Source organism: Candidatus Nitrospira salsa (genome assembly GCF_965152625.1).
This window is the reverse complement of sequence record NZ_CBCUCO010000002.1, coordinates 1,566,035-1,584,267: the sequence shown is the minus strand read 5'-3', so window position 1 is coordinate 1,584,267 and position 18,233 is coordinate 1,566,035. Positions and strand designations below refer to the sequence as shown.

16 protein-coding genes are annotated in these 18,233 nt (G+C 46.9%); 13 read left to right on the top strand and 3 right to left on the bottom strand.

What is annotated here, in order from left to right; all coding sequences use genetic code 11:
• Positions 1-277: 277 nt before the first annotated feature.
• From ACWQXP_RS09110 to ACWQXP_RS09070, 9 genes are all read left to right on the top strand, one after another.
• The gene (locus tag ACWQXP_RS09110) at positions 278-2,068 is read left to right on the top strand and encodes a fatty acyl-AMP ligase (RefSeq protein ID WP_454062509.1); all 1,791 of its coding nucleotides are present in this window, start codon (positions 278-280) and stop codon (positions 2,066-2,068) included.
• A 31-nt stretch (positions 2,069-2,099) separates the two neighbouring features.
• Positions 2,100-3,035 carry an NAD-dependent epimerase/dehydratase family protein gene (locus tag ACWQXP_RS09105; protein ID WP_454062508.1) on the top strand — a complete coding sequence of 312 codons (936 nt, stop codon included), beginning with the start codon at positions 2,100-2,102 and terminating at the stop codon, positions 3,033-3,035.
• Between the two features lie 71 nt (positions 3,036-3,106).
• Positions 3,107-3,358 carry an acyl carrier protein gene (locus ACWQXP_RS09100; protein ID WP_454062507.1) on the top strand — a complete coding sequence of 84 codons (252 nt, stop codon included), beginning with the start codon at positions 3,107-3,109 and terminating at the stop codon, positions 3,356-3,358.
• A complete protein-coding gene (gene spt, locus ACWQXP_RS09095) occupies positions 3,355-4,551 on the top strand; it encodes a serine palmitoyltransferase (protein ID WP_454062506.1) in 1,197 nt (398 codons plus the stop codon). Before ACWQXP_RS09100 ends, spt begins: the two co-directional genes overlap by 4 nt.
• A 261-nt stretch (positions 4,552-4,812) precedes the next feature.
• The gene (locus ACWQXP_RS09090; RefSeq protein WP_454062505.1) at positions 4,813-5,541 is read left to right on the top strand and encodes an acylneuraminate cytidylyltransferase family protein; all 729 of its coding nucleotides are present in this window, start codon (positions 4,813-4,815) and stop codon (positions 5,539-5,541) included.
• A 54-nt stretch (positions 5,542-5,595) separates the two neighbouring features.
• Positions 5,596-6,633 (top strand): N-acetylneuraminate synthase family protein, encoded by a 1,038-nt coding sequence (locus tag ACWQXP_RS09085; protein WP_454062504.1) that lies wholly within the window; start codon positions 5,596-5,598, stop codon positions 6,631-6,633.
• A gap of 5 nt (positions 6,634-6,638) precedes the next feature.
• Positions 6,639-7,799, top strand: a complete 1,161-nt coding sequence (gene neuC, locus ACWQXP_RS09080) for a UDP-N-acetylglucosamine 2-epimerase (RefSeq protein WP_454062503.1) — start codon at positions 6,639-6,641, stop codon at positions 7,797-7,799.
• A gap of 185 nt (positions 7,800-7,984) precedes the next feature.
• Positions 7,985-8,236: a type II toxin-antitoxin system Phd/YefM family antitoxin gene (locus ACWQXP_RS09075; protein WP_454062502.1), complete on the top strand. Its 252-nt coding sequence runs from the start codon at positions 7,985-7,987 to the stop codon at positions 8,234-8,236.
• Complete coding sequence (locus ACWQXP_RS09070; RefSeq protein ID WP_454062501.1) at positions 8,233-8,619, top strand: type II toxin-antitoxin system VapC family toxin; 387 nt, start codon at positions 8,233-8,235, stop codon at positions 8,617-8,619. Before ACWQXP_RS09075 ends, ACWQXP_RS09070 begins: the two co-directional genes overlap by 4 nt.
• Positions 8,620-9,007: 388 nt before the next feature.
• Here the strand turns inward: ACWQXP_RS09070 and ACWQXP_RS09065 are convergent, their stop codons facing one another.
• The 3 genes from ACWQXP_RS09065 to ACWQXP_RS09055 form a co-directional block, all read right to left on the bottom strand.
• A complete protein-coding gene (locus tag ACWQXP_RS09065; protein WP_454062500.1) occupies positions 9,008-9,889 on the bottom strand; it encodes a hypothetical protein in 882 nt (293 codons plus the stop codon).
• Positions 9,890-9,916: 27 nt separating this feature from the next.
• Positions 9,917-10,879 (bottom strand): class I SAM-dependent methyltransferase, encoded by a 963-nt coding sequence (locus tag ACWQXP_RS09060; RefSeq protein ID WP_454062499.1) that lies wholly within the window; start codon positions 10,877-10,879, stop codon positions 9,917-9,919.
• A 141-nt stretch (positions 10,880-11,020) separates the two neighbouring features.
• Entirely contained in the window at positions 11,021-12,403 is a 1,383-nt protein-coding gene (locus ACWQXP_RS09055) for a surface carbohydrate biosynthesis protein (protein ID WP_454062498.1), read from the bottom strand.
• Between the two features lie 217 nt (positions 12,404-12,620).
• On the opposite strand from ACWQXP_RS09055, the gene ACWQXP_RS09050 reads away from it, so the two are divergent.
• The 4 genes from ACWQXP_RS09050 to ACWQXP_RS09035 all read left to right on the top strand — a co-directional run bounded on the left by ACWQXP_RS09050 (position 12,621) and on the right by ACWQXP_RS09035 (position 18,104).
• Positions 12,621-13,811: a mitochondrial fission ELM1 family protein gene (locus ACWQXP_RS09050; RefSeq protein ID WP_454062497.1), complete on the top strand. Its 1,191-nt coding sequence runs from the start codon at positions 12,621-12,623 to the stop codon at positions 13,809-13,811.
• A gap of 507 nt (positions 13,812-14,318) precedes the next feature.
• Positions 14,319-15,578 carry a glycosyltransferase family 61 protein gene (locus tag ACWQXP_RS09045; RefSeq protein ID WP_454062496.1) on the top strand — a complete coding sequence of 420 codons (1,260 nt, stop codon included), beginning with the start codon at positions 14,319-14,321 and terminating at the stop codon, positions 15,576-15,578.
• A 305-nt stretch (positions 15,579-15,883) separates the two neighbouring features.
• Positions 15,884-16,876, top strand: a complete 993-nt coding sequence (locus ACWQXP_RS09040) for an SGNH/GDSL hydrolase family protein (RefSeq protein WP_454062495.1) — start codon at positions 15,884-15,886, stop codon at positions 16,874-16,876.
• Between the two features lie 22 nt (positions 16,877-16,898).
• Entirely contained in the window at positions 16,899-18,104 is a 1,206-nt protein-coding gene (locus tag ACWQXP_RS09035) for a hypothetical protein (protein ID WP_454062494.1), read from the top strand.
• Positions 18,105-18,233: the final 129 nt, after the last annotated feature.

The following is an 18,233-nucleotide window of genomic DNA, read 5'->3' as shown; positions in this document are numbered from 1 at the left end:
TTTCAGTTGCAGTTAAGCAACAGTTTTTCAATAAGGTAGTGAAAATAATAAAGAAAATGGCTGTAATATATGACAATTTCACGTTATCGTTTTGGTATGTGTATTGCTTAGTAAAGCCTAGGTTCGGTTGTGTCTTCATGTGCCAAGTAAATTGCTATGAGATTATATACTTAGGTATTTTTATAGGTAGGGATAGATGGAGAATGTTGGAAATGGATGTTGAGAGAAATGTACTGTCTCGTACTTCACGAAAGTGGCAGATGAGGGGGCTAGATTAATGGAAAGTATTGTGACCCCAACTCAAAGTGGAATTCCTCTTCGACCGGGAAACTTTCAAAGCTTGTCGCATGCACTTGAGTATGCAGCACAAGGAACGACCGGATGTAATTTCTTCACAAGCCGAGGGAAACTTTCAGTCGCCCTTTCTTATCGAGATCTCTATCAGCAGTCCGGTGCCCTTGCCAGGCGTTTGTTGTCTCTTCAATTGCCACGTGGAGCACGAGTGGCGATAGTTGCAGATACAACCCCTGATTTCCTTCGGTTTTTCTTTGCTTGTCAAATGGCTGGGTTTGTGCCTGTTCCTCTCCCAGTGTCCATGCACCTTGGCGGACATGATGCGTACGTCAAACAATTGAATCGTTTGTTGATGACCTGCGGAGCTTCTGCTGCAGTGGCTCCGGAAGAAATTGTTCCGTATCTTGAGGAGGCTTCGCAAGGCCTTGATCTGGAGATTCAAGGTGGGGCAGATGTATTTGCCAGCCTTCCAGAAGCTGCGCAAGAGTTACGTCCCCTGGGATCATCAGAACTCGCGTACATACAGTTTACCTCCGGAAGTACTCGCTGGCCTCGTGGTGTGGAAATCACGCAAGAGGCTGTGTTGAGCAATTTGTCAGGGATCATCCAACATGGACTTCAGGTCCGATCTGGTGACCGATGCGTTTCATGGTTGCCCTTCTATCACGATATGGGATTAGTGGGGTTTGTGTTGGGTCCACTGGCTTCTCAGTTGTCTGTGGATTATCTCAGCACGCGAGATTTTGCGATGCGACCACGGCAATGGTTGAATCTCATGACGCAGAGTAAGGCCACGATATCGTTCAGTCCTTCATTCGGATTTGAATTATGCCTGAGGCGATTGGCCGAACGGGACCGTGATCAATTCGATCTGTCAAATTGGCGTATCGCCGGTGTGGGAGCCGAAACGGTTCGCGCTGAGTCCCTGTTGCAGTTTGCGAAAGCGCTTGAGCCCAGTGGCTTTAATAAAAAGGCATTTGTGGCATGTTATGGAATGGCCGAATGTTCATTGGCTGTGAGTTTTGCTCCACTTGATCAAGGTCTGATTGTGGATTATGTCGATGGGGATCATTTAGCGGAATATAAAGAAGCGATCCCCTTGGATGATGACACGCCAAGCTCAAAGACCAATGTTCGAGAAAGCAGCTATGTGAACTGCGGGAACCCAATTCCGGATTGTGACGTTGAAATCCGTGATGAGTTCGGTGACATCCTTCCTGAGCGATGTGCCGGGGTGATTTATGTTAAAGGGCCAGGGCTGATGACTGGATACTTTGGTGATCCTGTCACTACCCAAGAAGTTCTCTCCTCTGATGGATGGTTAAATACTGGCGATATTGGGTATCGCATTGGTGAAAGTCTCGTCATCATTGGACGTGAGAAAGATTTGATCATTATTAATGGGAAAAATATTTGGCCTCAAGATTTAGAGTACCTCGCAGAATGTCTTCCAGGTGTTCGACCAGGTGATGCGTCGGCATTTTCTGTCAAATCGTCGAGTGGAGAAGAATCTGCTGTGGTCGTCATTCAATGTCGTGAAACAGACTCTGAAAAACGAGAACACTTAATTGAGCAATTAAAGCCAATTATTTACAAAGAATTAGGAATTGACTGTTTTGTTGAGTTGATTCCTCCTCGAACCTTGCCTCGAACCTCTTCTGGGAAGTTGTCCAGATCTCGCGCTCGTGAAGATTTTTTAAAACGAGGCAATTGGAACGAGTCGCCAGATCTTGCCTTATGTGCTGCTCCTTCTGAGAGTTTAGCTTCTCTCTAATCATTATTCGCCATACGTCATTGCCCTGACCATGTCCCGAATAGTTGCCTTAACAGGAGGTACGGGATTTATCGGTCAGGTGTTATGGCGGCGTCTTGAAGAGTCCGGGTGGACGGTGCGTGCATTAGTCCGTCCTTCTTTTGCCAATCGGCATCGAGACGAACTCCATCATAAAGAATATATTGAAGGGACGTTACAAGATGAAGAGCGGCTATTCGCTCTTGTCGATGGCGTCGACGCGGTTGTTCACTGTGCAGGGAGGATTCGAGGGCTTGACCTCGCACAGTTTCAAGAAAGCAATGTTGAGGGTGTGAGTCGAATTGCACGTATCGCCGCCTCGCAACATCGCCCTCCGCGTTTCGTCCTTCTATCATCACTGGCAGCGAGAGAGCCAACCCTTTCAGCCTATGCCTGGAGTAAACAGCAGGGAGAGGTCGCCCTTCAAGAAGTGGCAGGAGGGATGGATTGGATTATTTTTCGTCCTCCAGCGGTTTATGGACCGCATGACCGAGCAACTCTTCCGTTATTTCAATGGATTGAACGAGGCATTGGCGTGCAATTAGGGGAGAGGCACTCCAGGTTTTCATTGTTGTATGTTGATGATTTAGCTTCCGCGGTTATGATGTGGTTGGAACGCGGACCTCACGCGGGTTTGGCGTTTGAGCTTCATGATGGACATGCGAGTGGGTATTCCTGGTTAGAGGTCTTTGAATTGGTGGGCGGGAAATCGGTGTTCCGATTCGTGGTTCCAAAAGCCGTGCTGAGTATGATGGCATCAATCAACCAAACACTCGCAAAATTTTTTCAGTATGAACCAATATTGACCTATGGTAAAGTGCGAGAATTGAGACATCCTAATTGGGTTTGTGATAATACAGAACTGACTGAGTTGTTAGGATGGGAGCCGTCAATATCGTTAGAAGAAGGGGTGCGACGTTCATTGCATCCTGATGATCGCGTTTCCTAAATTCGACTTCCAGATGTTCTTTTGCTTGATGATCTGATGCTGGTATGCACGACACCGAGAAGGGGGATTTGATGGTCAATCATGGTGACATAACCGAAAGGCTCTACGAGGTCCTATCCCCTTTTGTCAAAGAAGGGAAAACCTTGAGGCCAGACACACAGCTCGTGGCTGATCTCGGCCTTGATTCGATGCAAGTCATGGAACTGTTGTCAACGATTGAAGATGAGTTTGATATTTCCGTGCCACTCAATATTGTTCCAGACGTGAGAACGATTGACGACCTTGCTGTTCAAATTTCAAAACTGCTTGTTCCATCCTCATGACGCTCTTCGATAAATTTACCCCGGTTCGGACCGCGCATCAGGCGATTGTCGACAACGGTGTCGATCCGTTTCGACTCATTGTCCAACAAGTCCTCTCTCCAACAGAAGCCATGATCAACAATCGCCGCACCATTTTGGCTGGTACCAATAATTATTTGGGATTGACGTTTGATCCGCAATGCATTGCCGCGGCACGCGAGGCGTTGGAACGTCATGGGACAGGGACCACTGGATCGCGTATGGCGAATGGTTCCTTTGAAGGCCATGTGGCTCTTGAGCAGGAACTTGCGGCATTTTATGGTTGTTCTACCGCAATTGTTTTCTCGACCGGGTACCAAGCAAACTTGGGAATTTTGTCTACCCTTGCAGGTCCCGAAGATGTCATCCTGCTTGATGCGGATAGTCACGCAAGTATTTACGATGGGTGTCGTTTAGGCGGCGCGGAAATCATTCGATTTCGACATAATGATGTGAATGATCTTGAGAAGCGATTAGTCAGACTCGGTGCACGCGCAACAAGAACGCTGATTGTCCTTGAAGGCATTTATAGTATGCTGGGTGATCGGGCACCCTTGGCCGCTATTGTCGCGATCAAAGAAAAATATGGCGCTTGTTTAGTCGTTGATGAAGCGCATTCACTTGGGGTTCTCGGTTCACATGGTCGTGGGCTGGCCGAAGAGGCCAAGTTGGAAGACAGCGTAGATTTTATTGTGGGAACGTTTAGTAAAAGCTTGGGATCGACTGGCGGGTTTTGCGTGAGTCGACGGCCAGAACTCGATTATATACGATACATGAGCCGTCCCTATATTTTTTCAGCATCTCTCTGCCCATCGGTGGTGGCCTCAACACGAATGGCCTTAAAAATCCTTGAAGGAAATCACCAATTGCGTGAACGACTGTGGGAAAATAGTCATGTCCTGTATGAGGGGTTACAAAAGGTTGGCTTCGCGCTTGGGCCGGAAGTCTCTCCCGTAGTCGCGGCGACTGTTCCGTCAAAGGAATATGCCATTGCCTTTTGGAATGGTCTCATTGAACAGGGTGTCTATGTCAATCTGATGCTGCCCCCCGCGACACCCAATGGCCTCAGTTTACTGCGCTGTAGTGTGAGTGCAGCTCATACCGCTGATCAGCTCACGTATATTTGTGAGACTTTTGCTTCCCTCAAAGAAAAGCTAAGTGAATTGCAGGCATAGACCTCGGGGGCTCAAAAGTCTTGGCGCGACGATTGAGTCATGTACTGACATTCTGTCGTTTGTGCTAAAAACTTGTGTCACCCGACTTCGTGATTGCGGAGCCCATTCAGTCAATGCTGTGCGACCTGATCAATCCGTCTAGCGCTGTTCCGATAAACGTTCGATACTCGCATCATGTAATTGTGTTATGGCCGATTGAATAACTCAGCTGAACGTGATCCGTTTTTTACTGTAGCGATATGATATTTCACAGGAGATGTTGTGGCTTGGCAGGGACAGCGTATTTTGGCAGTAGTGCCCGCTCGCGGAGGCAGTAAGGGAATACCCAGGAAAAATTTATGTAAGGTGGGCGAGTATTCGTTGATTGCACATGCGGCTCAAACCGTTAAGGCGCTTCAATGGATAGACCACGCCATTATCTCTACTGATGATGAAGAAATGGCAGAAGAAGGTCGTGCCCATGGTCTGGATGTCCCCTTTCTTCGTCCGGCAGAATTCGCAGATGATCAGGCATCTTCGGTGGGTATGTGGCAACATGCTTGGAAGCAAAGCGAAGACTACTATCAGTGTCGGTTTGAGATTTCTCTTCTCTTGCAACCCACAACTCCTTTACGACAGCCGGAAGAAGTTGAGCGAACGGTGCAGGCCTTAGTTGACGGCGGGCATCATGCCGCCGCGACGGTGAGCCGTGTGCCGGGTCACTTTACGCCTCAAAAATTGCTCACATTGACTCCGTCTGGCTCCCTCGATTTTTATGTGAAAGGTGGGGCACAGCATTCGCTACGACAAACGATTCCTCCCTATTATTCGCGGAATGGATTGTGTTATGCCGTGACGAGAGAGACGCTTTTGACGAATGGACATATTGTCGAAGATGATTGTGTCGGAGTGGTGATAGACCGGCACATTATTAATATTGATGAGCCGTTTGAGCTTGAGCTTGCCAATGTGGTGTTGCAGCGTGAACAGGCCGCCAAGACCGGGCAATAATCGCCATGATGATTATTCAACCGTAATCCTTTAAATCCTACGAATGAGCAAACAATGAATCCTACGTGGCTCCAACAACCCGTCCCGGGTTCTGCTTGTGCCATTATTGCAGAGGTTGGTCAATCTCATGATGGGAGTTTAGGCCTGGCGCACGCATTTATTGATGCAATTGCCGACGCGGGAGCCGATGCGGTCAAGTTTCAAACCCATATTGCTGCAGCCGAAAGTACCGCTGCTGAACCCTGGCGAAAGTCATTTAGTCTTCAAGATAAAACACGATACGACTATTGGCGTCGTATGGAATTTACTCCTGAGCAATGGGTGAGTTTACGCAAACATGCGAAGGAGCGAGGATTGTGTTTTCTTAGCTCTCCCTTTTCTCTTGAGGCAGTCAAGTTGCTGACCGACGTTGGTGTGGAAGCCTGGAAAGTCCCCTCTGGTGAGATCACGAATTTTCCCTTATTGGAATCGATGGCCGCGACGAATCTGCCGATTATTTTATCAACAGGGATGAGCGTGATTGATGAAATAGATCTCGCGGTTCAACATGTGCGTGAGCAGACGGAAGCTTTAGCCGTGTTTCAATGTACGTCACTCTATCCTTGCCCTCCAGAGAAAATTGGGTTGAATGTGTTGCCCATGTTTCGTGAGCGGTATGGGTGTTCCGTCGGCTTGTCGGATCATTCTGGAACAATCTATCCTGGGTTAGCGGCAGCGACGACGGGTATTGAAGTATTAGAAGTGCATGTCACGCTCAGTCGTGAGATGTTTGGACCTGACGTTCCGGCCTCCATTACAACAGAAGAACTGCGACAGTTGGTTGACGGTATTCGTGTGATCGAAACGATGAAAGCGCATCCGGTTGTGAAATCCTCGTTGCCTGAGGATATAGCGTCTCTGCGAGACATTTTCATGAAAAGTCTTGTGGCGAATGATGATTTGCCAAAAGGAACGGTCTTAGCCCGTGAGCATCTCGCCATTAAAAAACCTGGGACAGGGGTTCCGCCCAGTCAACTGTCAACATTGCTCGGCCGTTCTCTTCGTCGCGAAGTGAAACGTGATGCCTGTATTCAGATTGAGGATGTGGAGTAGTCGGTATGGGGAAACGTAAAGTCTGTGTGGTTATTACGGCGAGACCGAGTTATTCACGAATTCGGTCGGCGTTAGAGGCTATTCAAAATCATGCGGGTCTTGAGTTGCAACTCGTTGTTGCCGCTTCCGCACTTTTGGACCGCTATGGAAGCACGAATGTCGTAATTGAGAAAGATGGGTTCACCATCAATCGTCGAGTTTATATGATCGTGGAAGGTGAAAATCCCGTGACTTCTGCCAAGTCGACCGGGTTAGGGCTTGCGGAGATGGCGACCGTATTCGATGATCTCAAGCCTGATGTCGTGGTGACGATTGCGGATCGGTTTGAAACGATGGCGACTGCTGTGTGTGCGGCCTATATGAATATTCCCTTGGTGCATATTCAGGGGGGCGAAATCACCGGATCGATTGATGAAAAAGTTCGACATGCTGTGACGAAGTTGGCCGATCTGCATTTCGTGTCCACTGAACGAGCCGGGGAACGAGTTGTGCGGATGGGGGAACGGCCGGATCGTGTATTTGTGACCGGATGCCCATCCATTGATTTAGCCAAGCACGCCATTGCGCGTCCTCAGATGAGCGTGGATACGTTTTTTAAGAAGTATGGAGGTGTCGGGGACGAATTTGATGTGACGAAGGGATACATCGTGGTCTTACAACACCCCGTCACGACTGAGTTTCAACAAGCGCGGCAACATATTGAAGAAACATTGCATGCCGTGAGCGCGAGCGGATTTCCGACATTATGGTTTTGGCCGAATGTCGATGCCGGATCGGACGGGACATCGCAAGGGATTCGTGTGTTTCGAGAGCATCATATGCTTCCCAATGTCCACTTTTTTAGAAATTTACCACCAGATGTTTTTGTGCAAACCATCTATCACAGTAAATGCTTGGCCGGGAATTCTAGTGCAGGCATTCGGGAATGTTCCTATTTAGGTGTTCCTGCCGTGAATATCGGCAGTCGCCAAACCGGACGTGACCGGGGTGTCAATGTGATCGATGTGGAATACGACAGACACGACATCCTTACGGCCATTCAAACGCAAGCGGCGCTGGGAAGAGTAGAGGAGGATCCTCTCTACGGAACCGGGGATGCAGGTAAGCAGATTGCCGAGTTATTGGCTGATGTGCCGCTGACGTTTGAGAAGAAACTGACGTATTGATTCGAAAAGAAGAATGCGGCCACCTCACCTCATTGACTTGTCTCGATAGGTTTTCTGCGTTGTGCCACCACTATCTGATCGAAGCCTAGAAGTCTCAAATTCTCGTTTAATATCAGCGATATAATGCTCTGTTCATCGTATCAACAAATAAGGAATTTGACTGAACTAACTTTATGGTTTAATATATGACCATGAAGAAGCTGAACATTCATGAAGCTAAGACGCACCTTTCTCGACATCTTGCCAAACTCAAGCAAGGTGAGACTCTTATCCTGTGTAAACGCAATGAACCAATTGCCGAAATTCGACCACTCGAGAAAAAAGATTTTCGGAAACGAAGAATTGGCTTGGCCAAAGGACAAATCACCATACCCCCAGAATTTTTTACTCCCCTGCCAGAGGATCTTGTCAATGCGTTCTCTGGTCAGACTTCATGAAATTTCTGCTCGACACCTGTACTTTCCTTTGGGTGGTAACAGATGACGACACACTTTCTCCAGCCAGCAAAACCGTCTACAGCGATCCTTCGAATGAAGTGTTTCTCAGTGCCGTCTCCGTCTGGGAGATCATGGTGAAATTCTCACTTGGACGACTCCATCTACCTATACCGTTCGATCAGTTCATGACGGACCAACGCGATCGACATGGCATCATGGCCTTGCCCTTAGAAGAACATGCAACTCTTCACTTACCTAAACTTCCATCCCACCATCGAGATCCTTTCGATCGAATGCTCATCTGCCAAGCCATCCATCATCAACTGACAATTGTCACGCCTGATGAACATATCACTCAATACCCCGTTCGGGCATTTTGGTAGGCCCACCCCAATACGTAGGCTTTCTCAAATTGCATCGAACCTCATTTCATTCGTGGTAAAAGTCTTGCGTAGGCTCCTGTGAGATCTCCCAAGAGAGTCGTGTCCCTTTTTCCTGTATCAGTTAATTCCGGGCCACCTCATTTTCCTTTTTCAGAGATGAAAGTCGAGGCCATTCGACAAAGCGTCAATCGAGACTCATCGTTTGGTCGACAGGTCTGGAAACAACGGACGGCGAAGCGATTGAGTCTTGAGTTCAGCTGATTCCGAGTGGGTGCCCCGTAAAGGATCATCAAGGTGCATCAGTAATAACAAAAATGAGAGTGGCGCATTTTTCAACAAATTTTTCGAGCCAATGACTACGACGGGATTCAGATATAGGTCTTAAGTGTTAGCTATGTAGGACTTTGCGAATGTCGTCAGCATTGGCGTGCCAGGCGTAGCCTTGGCTCATGCTCTTACCTTGAGTGCGTTGAAGTGCTTCATGCCATGGTAGGGGACTAGGAAGTAAGCAAAAGGCGATTACGTAACGTGGGCCTTTGGTTGGTAGAATTCCACAGTGGAGGATTTGAGACGGTTCAAAGAGAATCCCATCTCCAGGTTGCATGTCCCACTGCTGAGGGTGATACTCAATGTTTGCGGCCTTCGCTAGTGAGGAAAGGTCTGGCTGTCTTGCGTCAACAGGACCAAAGAGATAGCCCGTTTCAGCGAAGCGCTTAGTTGTATGGCGGTCAAGGAACTTAGTATTTCCTCCATGCTCTTCCGTGCCATTCAAGTAGAGTAATAATTTTATATGACAGCTCGGTCCTTTGTCGCAGTGCCAGAGAAACGAACGGCGTGCTTGAGGTGAGGGACTGGCACGGAGAATCGTGTGCCAATAGATACAATATTCACTTTTAAAATACTGAACTAGTTTTTGCTCGAACGCTGGCGTAAAGATTTTCACACACAGATTTTCGATGAAATGTGTATTTGGCATTGCCAGCATTTCAGAGTAGTCAATGGTTTCCTTTTGTGCTAACACATTGGACTCAGAAATGATTGTGCTGAGCGTGTCTGATGCCACAGTTGTATCTATGGCCTGTATGTGTTCAATGCCTTGCTGGCTGAGTGTATCATTCGCATCATTATTGATTGTTTTTTTTAGCAACGTGTGGCAATGCTCATGATATGCCCGATAGCCACGCTCTTCATCGTACGTGGCAAAAACAGCATCGCTTCGTGATGGATCAAGTGATTTTTTGCGGAAAGTATCAAGGAATCTAGGAGACATATGTACTAGAAAATTATGAAGTGGTCATTATGTAGCTGAATGAGTCCCGACTTTACCCACGACAAGACCAGCGCCAAGTGTTAACTTTTGTGGAAAATTCGAAAAGGTATAAATGGGTTCTATTCCAAACTGTTCGAGTTGGGCATAGGGTAATGAAAAATAGTCCTTACTCTTTACATAATTGAATCGAGTTGAATCCTGATTGAATTCAGCAAATGGCTCAACCATCATGGTGTGATGACGTGCGACTCGCGATATTTCTCGTAAGGCCTTGTCCCGTATTGTTTCCATTTGTTCTAATGCGAGGCGTGTGAATATTAAGTCGAAACTTGAGTCTTCAAAAGGGAGTGCGCAGGCATCACCCTGGCGAAAGGTGAGCTGACGCAATGCCTGTTCATCCTTCATTGGCCATGGGAAAAACTCAACAAGCGTGTGAGGTAATGGATGGCTTTGTTGTGCAGCTTGGGCCTGTGCGACACCATTGTCAGTGAGTTCCACTCCGGTAAATTCGATTTCGGGGAAACGACTCGCTAACGTGAACAGATTTAATCCATTCCCACTTCCAACTTCAAGTATTGTGCGTGGTTTCAGTTCCTCAATAACATCGGCCATGAGCGCGAGATGAATTCGTGATAATGCTCCGCTTCGAATGAAGAGGTATCCATTTTCCCATTGGGCATATACAAGTTCTCTTGGTCGGGGAGGGGTCGAAGGGCTTGGCCAGTCAACTCTTTCCCAATTCGCGTTATAACTTTCCAGTACATATTGTTGGTTACGCGCCCCACGAAGCAATCGAGGGATTTGCATCCCAGTAGGGAGCCACCCTAACAATTGTCGTTTCCACCTTCTTCGTTTCCATCGCCTATCAAGCTTCGCGATTTCGGTTAGAATTTCTGGATCGTTTGGCTGTAATTGTTTCGAGATGAATGGTGCAAGAATTTCTTGCGCTTTGGATTTTTCAATTGTGATATTGGTTAATGTATCTGACAAGGGATACGTTCCTCTCAATCGGCTAACAGGGTAGAGTCTGTGTTTGTATGAAGGAGTAAAATTCGACTCAGTTTTCAAGCTTCTTTGATTTGGTCTCAGCTAGCAGGCCGTACTGTACGCGAAGCGCTCATTTTTCTCAAATTAGGTAGTTATTCTAATGATGTTTGTTTTTAACGGATCCAACTTTACGGGCTTAGAAAACTTTAATAAATGATTGAAATCACGTACTTTCTGATCAAGATCCACTTGGTTTAAGTCTGGAAAGCGTTGTTGCTGAAAAGCTTTACTATATTGAAGATTGCCTCTGATACGTTTTATTTTTTTTCGAGCATGTCTTACCATTGCCTGGCCGAGGGTTTTCATCCGTGATGAAGGAGTGGGCTGTGAAAGAGAGCTGTCTTCTTGCATCGAGTCTATCAAGTCCGTAATGCGTTCGCTTGCTAATGCTCCATCCGTTGCCGCTAGAAATCTGGTTAATTGTAGTCGCTGAAACTCTGATGGATGAGGCGTTGGATTCTTGAGGTATTGGTCGATGCTTATCTTGATTTGTTCGTAGGTTGTACAACATTTACTTAAATCGGTCGGTAGATGGTTGTCGTAGCGTTCATTTTGATAAGGTTCGTATGAGATGACTGGTTTGTCCATCGCAAAGGCCTCAACGGCCGTTGTACAGCCGTTATGGATGAGGACGGCACTTCCCAAGATCCAGGGAATCACGTTCCCGGTGGCTTTGATAATGATATTGGGATATCGATCAGCTTCTTGTTTCCACAAATCCTGGTTTTCGGATGGGTGGGGCCGAAGTACGATCGAATGATTTGGGTACGTTTCTGCGAGCCATGGTAACAGTTCTTTGAATTTCTCAAATAGCAGTTTCAAATGCGAGTAACGGCCGCGTGCAAAGTCTTCCGGCATGCCGCGACTTCCTCTTCCTAACCCCAATCCTTCAGGCGCATTGATGTCTTCATAGCAGGTGTTAAGGGCTGGATCAAAGCAGTTGACGGATGGAAAATTGGTGTTAACGAGAATATAGTGTCCATGCTGATCAATGAGGTCCTTGACTGCTGATTCGAAGAATGGACGCAATTCGGACCGTAATAAGTCTCCCCGGGGGTTACCTAAGACATGTATTGGCAGAGGGAATGGAGATTGGTATTGCCGGAGGAGTTGGGCATTGTCCTCTCCCCATGCAATAATTCTATCCACATACGGCAAAACATCACCTGAAAATCGTCGACCAAAGTAGATGTCGGGCGGGTAATGCACGAGACCTTCCTCGTCCCATGCGATGACGTAATGACCTAATTCTTTTAAGATGCGCAACATCTTCAAGTTGACGGGCGCAAAAGATTTTGCGAGGTAGAGGCTCCCTGAACGAAAACGGTAAATTCCCTGTTCGATGTCACTTTTCCACCCAATGATCACGGAGTAGCCTCTCTGTGCTGCAGTACAAGCCAGAAGAAGTTTGGCGTCCAATTCACGGACTTGATTTTCTATGGGTAAAATAAGATCGGCTTGGAACATGGAATGGAGTGTATAAGGCTACTGGAGGCGTTTGTTGCGCAAATACGAGAGAGTTCAGTCTTGCATTGTGTTTCGCCTACAGTCTCAATGTCAAGATTTTTTGGGATTATCGCGGTTGAATCCATTGCCTCTTGCTATCTGGATCTGTCATTGCGGTATTGATTATTGTCTGGTGTGACACCACGATAACTGGCCAGACATTATGAATTTCTATGCTATGAGTGAAAACGTATCCCCACAACAAGATCGCATGTTCCAAGCTGATCATCCGTCGACGACACAACTTCATCCGGCCGTCTGGGTCTTAACAGATGATCGACCTGGAAATTCCACGCAGTCCTTGGGGTTAGCTGATGCGCTTGGCTGGTCTTATACCGTTAAGTCTCTTGGGTTTTCTCGTCTGGCGTGGCTCCATAAAGTTCACGAACGTCTTCTTGGTGCAACCACCATTTGTTTGGATCGCGAGTCTTCACAGTTACTTGTCCCCCCATGGCCCGATGTGGTGATCAGTGCTGGTCGTCGTACGGCCCCTGTCGCACGGTGGATACGAAGGCAGAGTCAGGAGAAAACCAAGCTCATTCAGCTTGGAAGAAAGGGGAGTCAAGCGGTACAGCCAGGCGACGTGTCGATTGCTCCAGGATATTGCCGTATGTGGCCGAATGAGCAGCGTATCGAGACTTTGGCTCCGTTAAATCGCGTCAACAATCAACAGCTCGAAGCGGCAGCTCAAGAATGGTCAGGCCTCTATCATGACGCTCCTCGACCTCATATGGTGCTGTTGGTTGGTGGGAGCACAGTGAGGAATGTCTTGGATGAGTCTGTTGCGCGACAGTTAGGAAAGGATGTCGCCGAATTTGTCAAAAAAACAGGCGGGATGGTGCATGCTGTGACCAGTCGTCGTACGGGGAATCAAGCGACAGAAGCCCTGAGTAAAGCTCTCGGAAACTCCGGCATTGTGCATAGATGGACGCCTGGGCAGCAACCCAATCCCTACTGGGGGTACCTTGCGGTGGCCGATATCATTATTGTGACAGGAGATAGTGAATCCATGGTGGGCGAGAGTGTCTCAATCGGGAAACCTGTTTTTATATATGCATTACCTGAAAAACCCATGACGCAATTTGCCCGTCTGCGTGAATCCATCGTTGTCGCAGGTCGAGCATGGTTATATGAACATCAACAAGGAAGTTTCTGGAGCCGCGGACTTAGAAGTTTCAGTGCCTTTTTATTGCGTCAAGGGTTTGTGAGGCCGCTTCGTGATCTGAATGCGTTTCACCAGGTGTTGGTTGATCAGGGTTTTGCATATTTTTTTGGTCAAGATCATGAAATTCGAACACATAAACCTCTTCGTGAGTCGAATGTTGTAAGCCAAAAAGTGAAGTCTCTTCTAGGTTTTCTCAACTCATAATCTTTGCTATTGTGATACAATAATATTATCTCAATTGTACTAAACATTTATTTTACTATTTTACGTGTGCTGTCTTTTGATTTTATTGATTTTTCCGGTAGGTTTTTTATTCACAATATATTCTTCAATGCTTTATTCTCCGTTTTTACCTTCATCCTTCCTGTATTTATCCTTTTTTTCTTATCAAATATTTCCCCTGCGTTGCCGTTCTGGACGTTGAATCATCTGCTTTGAGGCAAGAATGTTTTTCTGACATTGATGTCGTGCTGGTCATGACGTGAGATAGATGTCAGAAATGGTCTCAGGCAGAACCGGGACTTCCATTCTAGTTGAACCTGTGTTGTCGGGTTCTGTTCTTGGATAGATCGTTTCTCGTACAGGTTCCTGAGAGGTACCTTGCGTACTGTCAGAATGCTCAAGGGTGAAACTGATTGCATCGCGCGTGGGTGTTCGGATCACTCGGGTCCGTCACGTAGTATGTGTGCAGAAAACTGAGAGGGACAAATAGTGCCTGAGCTGGTAAAGGACCATGCTTCGCCTCCTGTGACTCGCAATGGGTTATTCGCTAAGCAGGATGCCCTCTATCCCGCAATCGTTTCTCCTAAGAGCGCTCCGACCCAAAAGCGTTGGAAAGTCGATAAATTCCGAGCGATGCTCAAGCATGTGCTGGCATGTCTGTGTTATCCCTTTTTCGGAGTAGAACGCGTTGGCCATTGGTTTGGTATTGTTCCCTATCTTCCAATCTCCGGTTCGCAATTTATTGATAAAACATTTAGTCCTCCAGAGCGTTTCGATTATGCCAGCTGTCATGTGGTGTTGGATGAAAAGTTTTGGGATCGTCCTACGCCTTCTCATGTGACACTCAATCATACCCTGCTCATACCCGAGGGATCTGCCGATCAGGACGGGTTTGTGTTTGAGGGTAATAGTCGACCTGTCCTAGAGGCGTGTCATCCTTTTAGGCAACGAATAAAATATCGTCGCCGGAGATGGCGGGATAGCGTTCCGGTCGCTTATCGTACGCGTCATCTACGTCCTCGACATTTTTCCGGGCGAATTGCGGTTCTAACATCTCAAAATCAACATCAGTACTCGCATTGGCTCTTTGATGTTCTCCCACGTCTTGCCAAGGTTCAGGAGTTTTACGGAAAAACCGACTATTATTTCCTGCAATATTCTCATTCATTTCAAGTCGAAACCATCAATCAATTGAGGTGTATGTCTGAAAATCAGATTATCAATAGTATGCAGATTCCTTGGGTCAGTGGTGATGAACTTGTGGTCCCTTGTCATCAAGTTTTCTTTGGATACCATTTCCCTCGGTGGGTGTGTAATTGGCTACGTGAAACATTTTTGCCTATGCAAGATGTCCGTTTGAAGCCCAAACGAAAGATTTATGTGTCCCGGGCACTAGCCGAGAGACGAATGGTGACGAACGAGCAAGAGTTAGTCGATTTTCTCTGTCAGCAAGGGTTTGAAGCCTGCGTCCTGGAAGAATTGTCGTTTGTTGAACAAGTGGCGTTATTTCAAGGTGCTGAAGTCATTGTGGCACCTCATGGTTCTGGATTAGCTAATCTGGTATTCTGCGATCCTGGGACCCAAGTGATTGAGTTGTTTCCCTCGCGTGCAACAGATGCCTATTTTCGTCTTTCTGTAGACTTGAATTTGAAGTATAGGTGTATTACAACCCGCGATGTCATTTCGCATCCTCGCGTGAGCGATAATTTTTCAGTTTGTATCGAGGATGTACGAGACGTCCTTTCTTAAAAGTAGAGTCAAGAGACCTATTTATTCTTCTGCGGTCATTCGATAAAATACGCCTCAAATTTGAAATAGTTTTCACAAGATACGGTTGACGAACCGTGTTGACTTTCGATAAAGAAGAGTGCGCTACGAGGTAGTCTAGAAGTTTTCTACATACTTTGCGATAGTACGCTTGCCTTTAGCCGGTCTTCCCATCACGATCCGTCTCATCAAGAGCCAAGGCTTACACTCGCTGGCCATAATGCCAATCATCGGTCTTCGATTGTCCGGAGATTGTATGGATCTATTATCGTGTTCTTATACATATCATGAAAAATTTTGTCTTTGGGGTGTTGATGGCTCTCGTGAGCCTGTTTGTGGTTTTTGGTGTATTTGAGGCATACGTAAGGGTGACACAATCGGATGTCAATAATTTTGATATTGAAATGTGGCGCTATGCGCGTGACGTCAAACGTGTTAGCGAGATCCCGGGTATGGGGCACGAGCACGTGCCCCATCGATCTGGAACCTATATGGGCGTACCTGTCGAGATCAATTCTGTCGGGTGGCGGGATCAAGAATATGATTTAGAAAAACCAAGCAATCGTGTCCGCATTATGATGCTTGGAGATTCTGTGACCTTTGGGTGGGGGGCTCCGCCAGAAGGCATCACGTCCAATGTTCTCGAATCCATTCTAAATCGCGATGGGGCTCCGCAACAGTATGAGGTATTGAATACAGGAATTGGCAACACCAATACGGCTATGCAAACTGCGTATTTCCTTCATGAAGGCTTTCGGTATCGTCCGGACATCGTGGTGTTAAACTATTTCATTAATGATGCGGAGCCGACTCCGTCTCGCACTCAAAATGTATTCGTGGAACATTCCTATGCAGCAGTATTCTTGGCCGGTCGTCTTGATGTCTTCATGCGAAGTTATTTTGACCGAGGAGATTGGTTGAATTATTACCGAAATCTCTATGTTGAGAATCAATCCGGGTGGGTGGCTGCGCAGCAGGCTATTCGACAACTCGTTGAATTTTGCAGGGAACAGGATATTAACTTGATGGTGGTCAATTATCCAGAGTTGCACCAGGTCTCTCCGTATCCCTTTGCCCAAGTCACCGAGCGAATTGCGACACTCGCTGAGATTTTGGATGTGCCATTTCTCGATCTTTTGCCTGCCGTTGAACATGAAGAGCCTCATTCGCTCTGGGTGACCCCTACGGATGCGCATCCAAATGGCAAAGCCGGGAATTTATTCGCCCGCAGACTGCAAAAGGCCCTTACAGAAAATTTTCCTAGTTTCTTTACTCCCTAAATCTTGTGAACAGACAATTTCCATGAAGAAGCAGACGCCGTTACTCAATGTGGGTTTAGTCTTCATGACGATAGTGATGATGGTTGTCGTGATGGAAGGTTTTCTTCGATTGTATTTTTTTAGTTCTCTTGCACAGCCATTTTCCAGTCCTTCATTTACGGTTCCTCATCCAACGCGCACGATTGCTTATGGTCCTGGTTTGACCGGATCGCATCAGGAACTGGACTTTAATGTATCTGTGCACATCAATGCACAGGGGTTGCGCGGGCCGGATATCGGCTCGAAAGATCATCGTCAACGAATTCTTCTTGTCGCCGATTCCACCACGTTTGGAAGTGGTGTTCCGGTTGATCAGATCATTCCTGCACGTTTGGCGAAAGAGCTTGGGACTGATCAGGTTGAGCTCATCAACGGTGGGTTTGCCACCTATAATACCGTACAGGAGTTATTGTTTTTAGAAGAAGAAGGTCTTTCCTATGAGCCAGATCTCGTCATTCTGGCATTTAGTCCCAATACGGATATTCAAACGAATACGTTAGCCTTACAACAACTTCACCAGAAGAAAACGGTTCGAGCGTATGCGAGCCTTGATGAACGTGGGCAACTACAGCTCGATCTCAGTCATGTCTCGCCGTTCTATGAAAAAGAGAAAGACCGGTTGCCGGAAGAACGCTTGAAAGCTTATTACAAACGACAGGTCTTGTATCGTCTTGGTAAAATGGTTGTGAGTAGTTTTAAAACATCGAAATTTCAAGATCCGAATATCTTTATTGGATGGCCGTTCCTTGCGGAGTTTTCTCCTGAATATTCAACGCGTGATATGTCAATTGAGGACTATACCCGTCTCTGGGAAGAAGGGTGGTCGGTGACCAAAGCGCTGATCTTGCGTATGCGTGAATTAGTATCAGCGCAAGGCGGAACATTTGCCATGACTGTCATGGCCCCAAAGCTACAAGTTGAATCTGACTATCAAGCCAAGGTTCAAGAAGTGTACCCACAGTTGAAGCTGGATCTTACTCGTATTAATCGCATGTTTAAGGAATTTGGTGAAGAAGCCGGTATCCCAGTGCTTGATTCACTGACTGTGTTGGTTGAGGCGGAACGTCAGGGAGAAACTGGCCTGTATTTTAGCATTGAAGATGAACATATGACGGCCAAATCTCATCAGTTGGTTGCTGTTTCATTGGCTCGGCAATTGCGAGAATACGGATTACTCAGCAAGAAGTGATAAGTGCCTGAACCTGTCGAGGTTCAGGTCGTCTAGCCGCCTTCTTGGAATTGCCTGATTGTCTGTGCTATGCCCTGTCTGGGGTTTCTTCTCTCAGTCTCAATTGAGGATCATCCCAATTTATTAAAC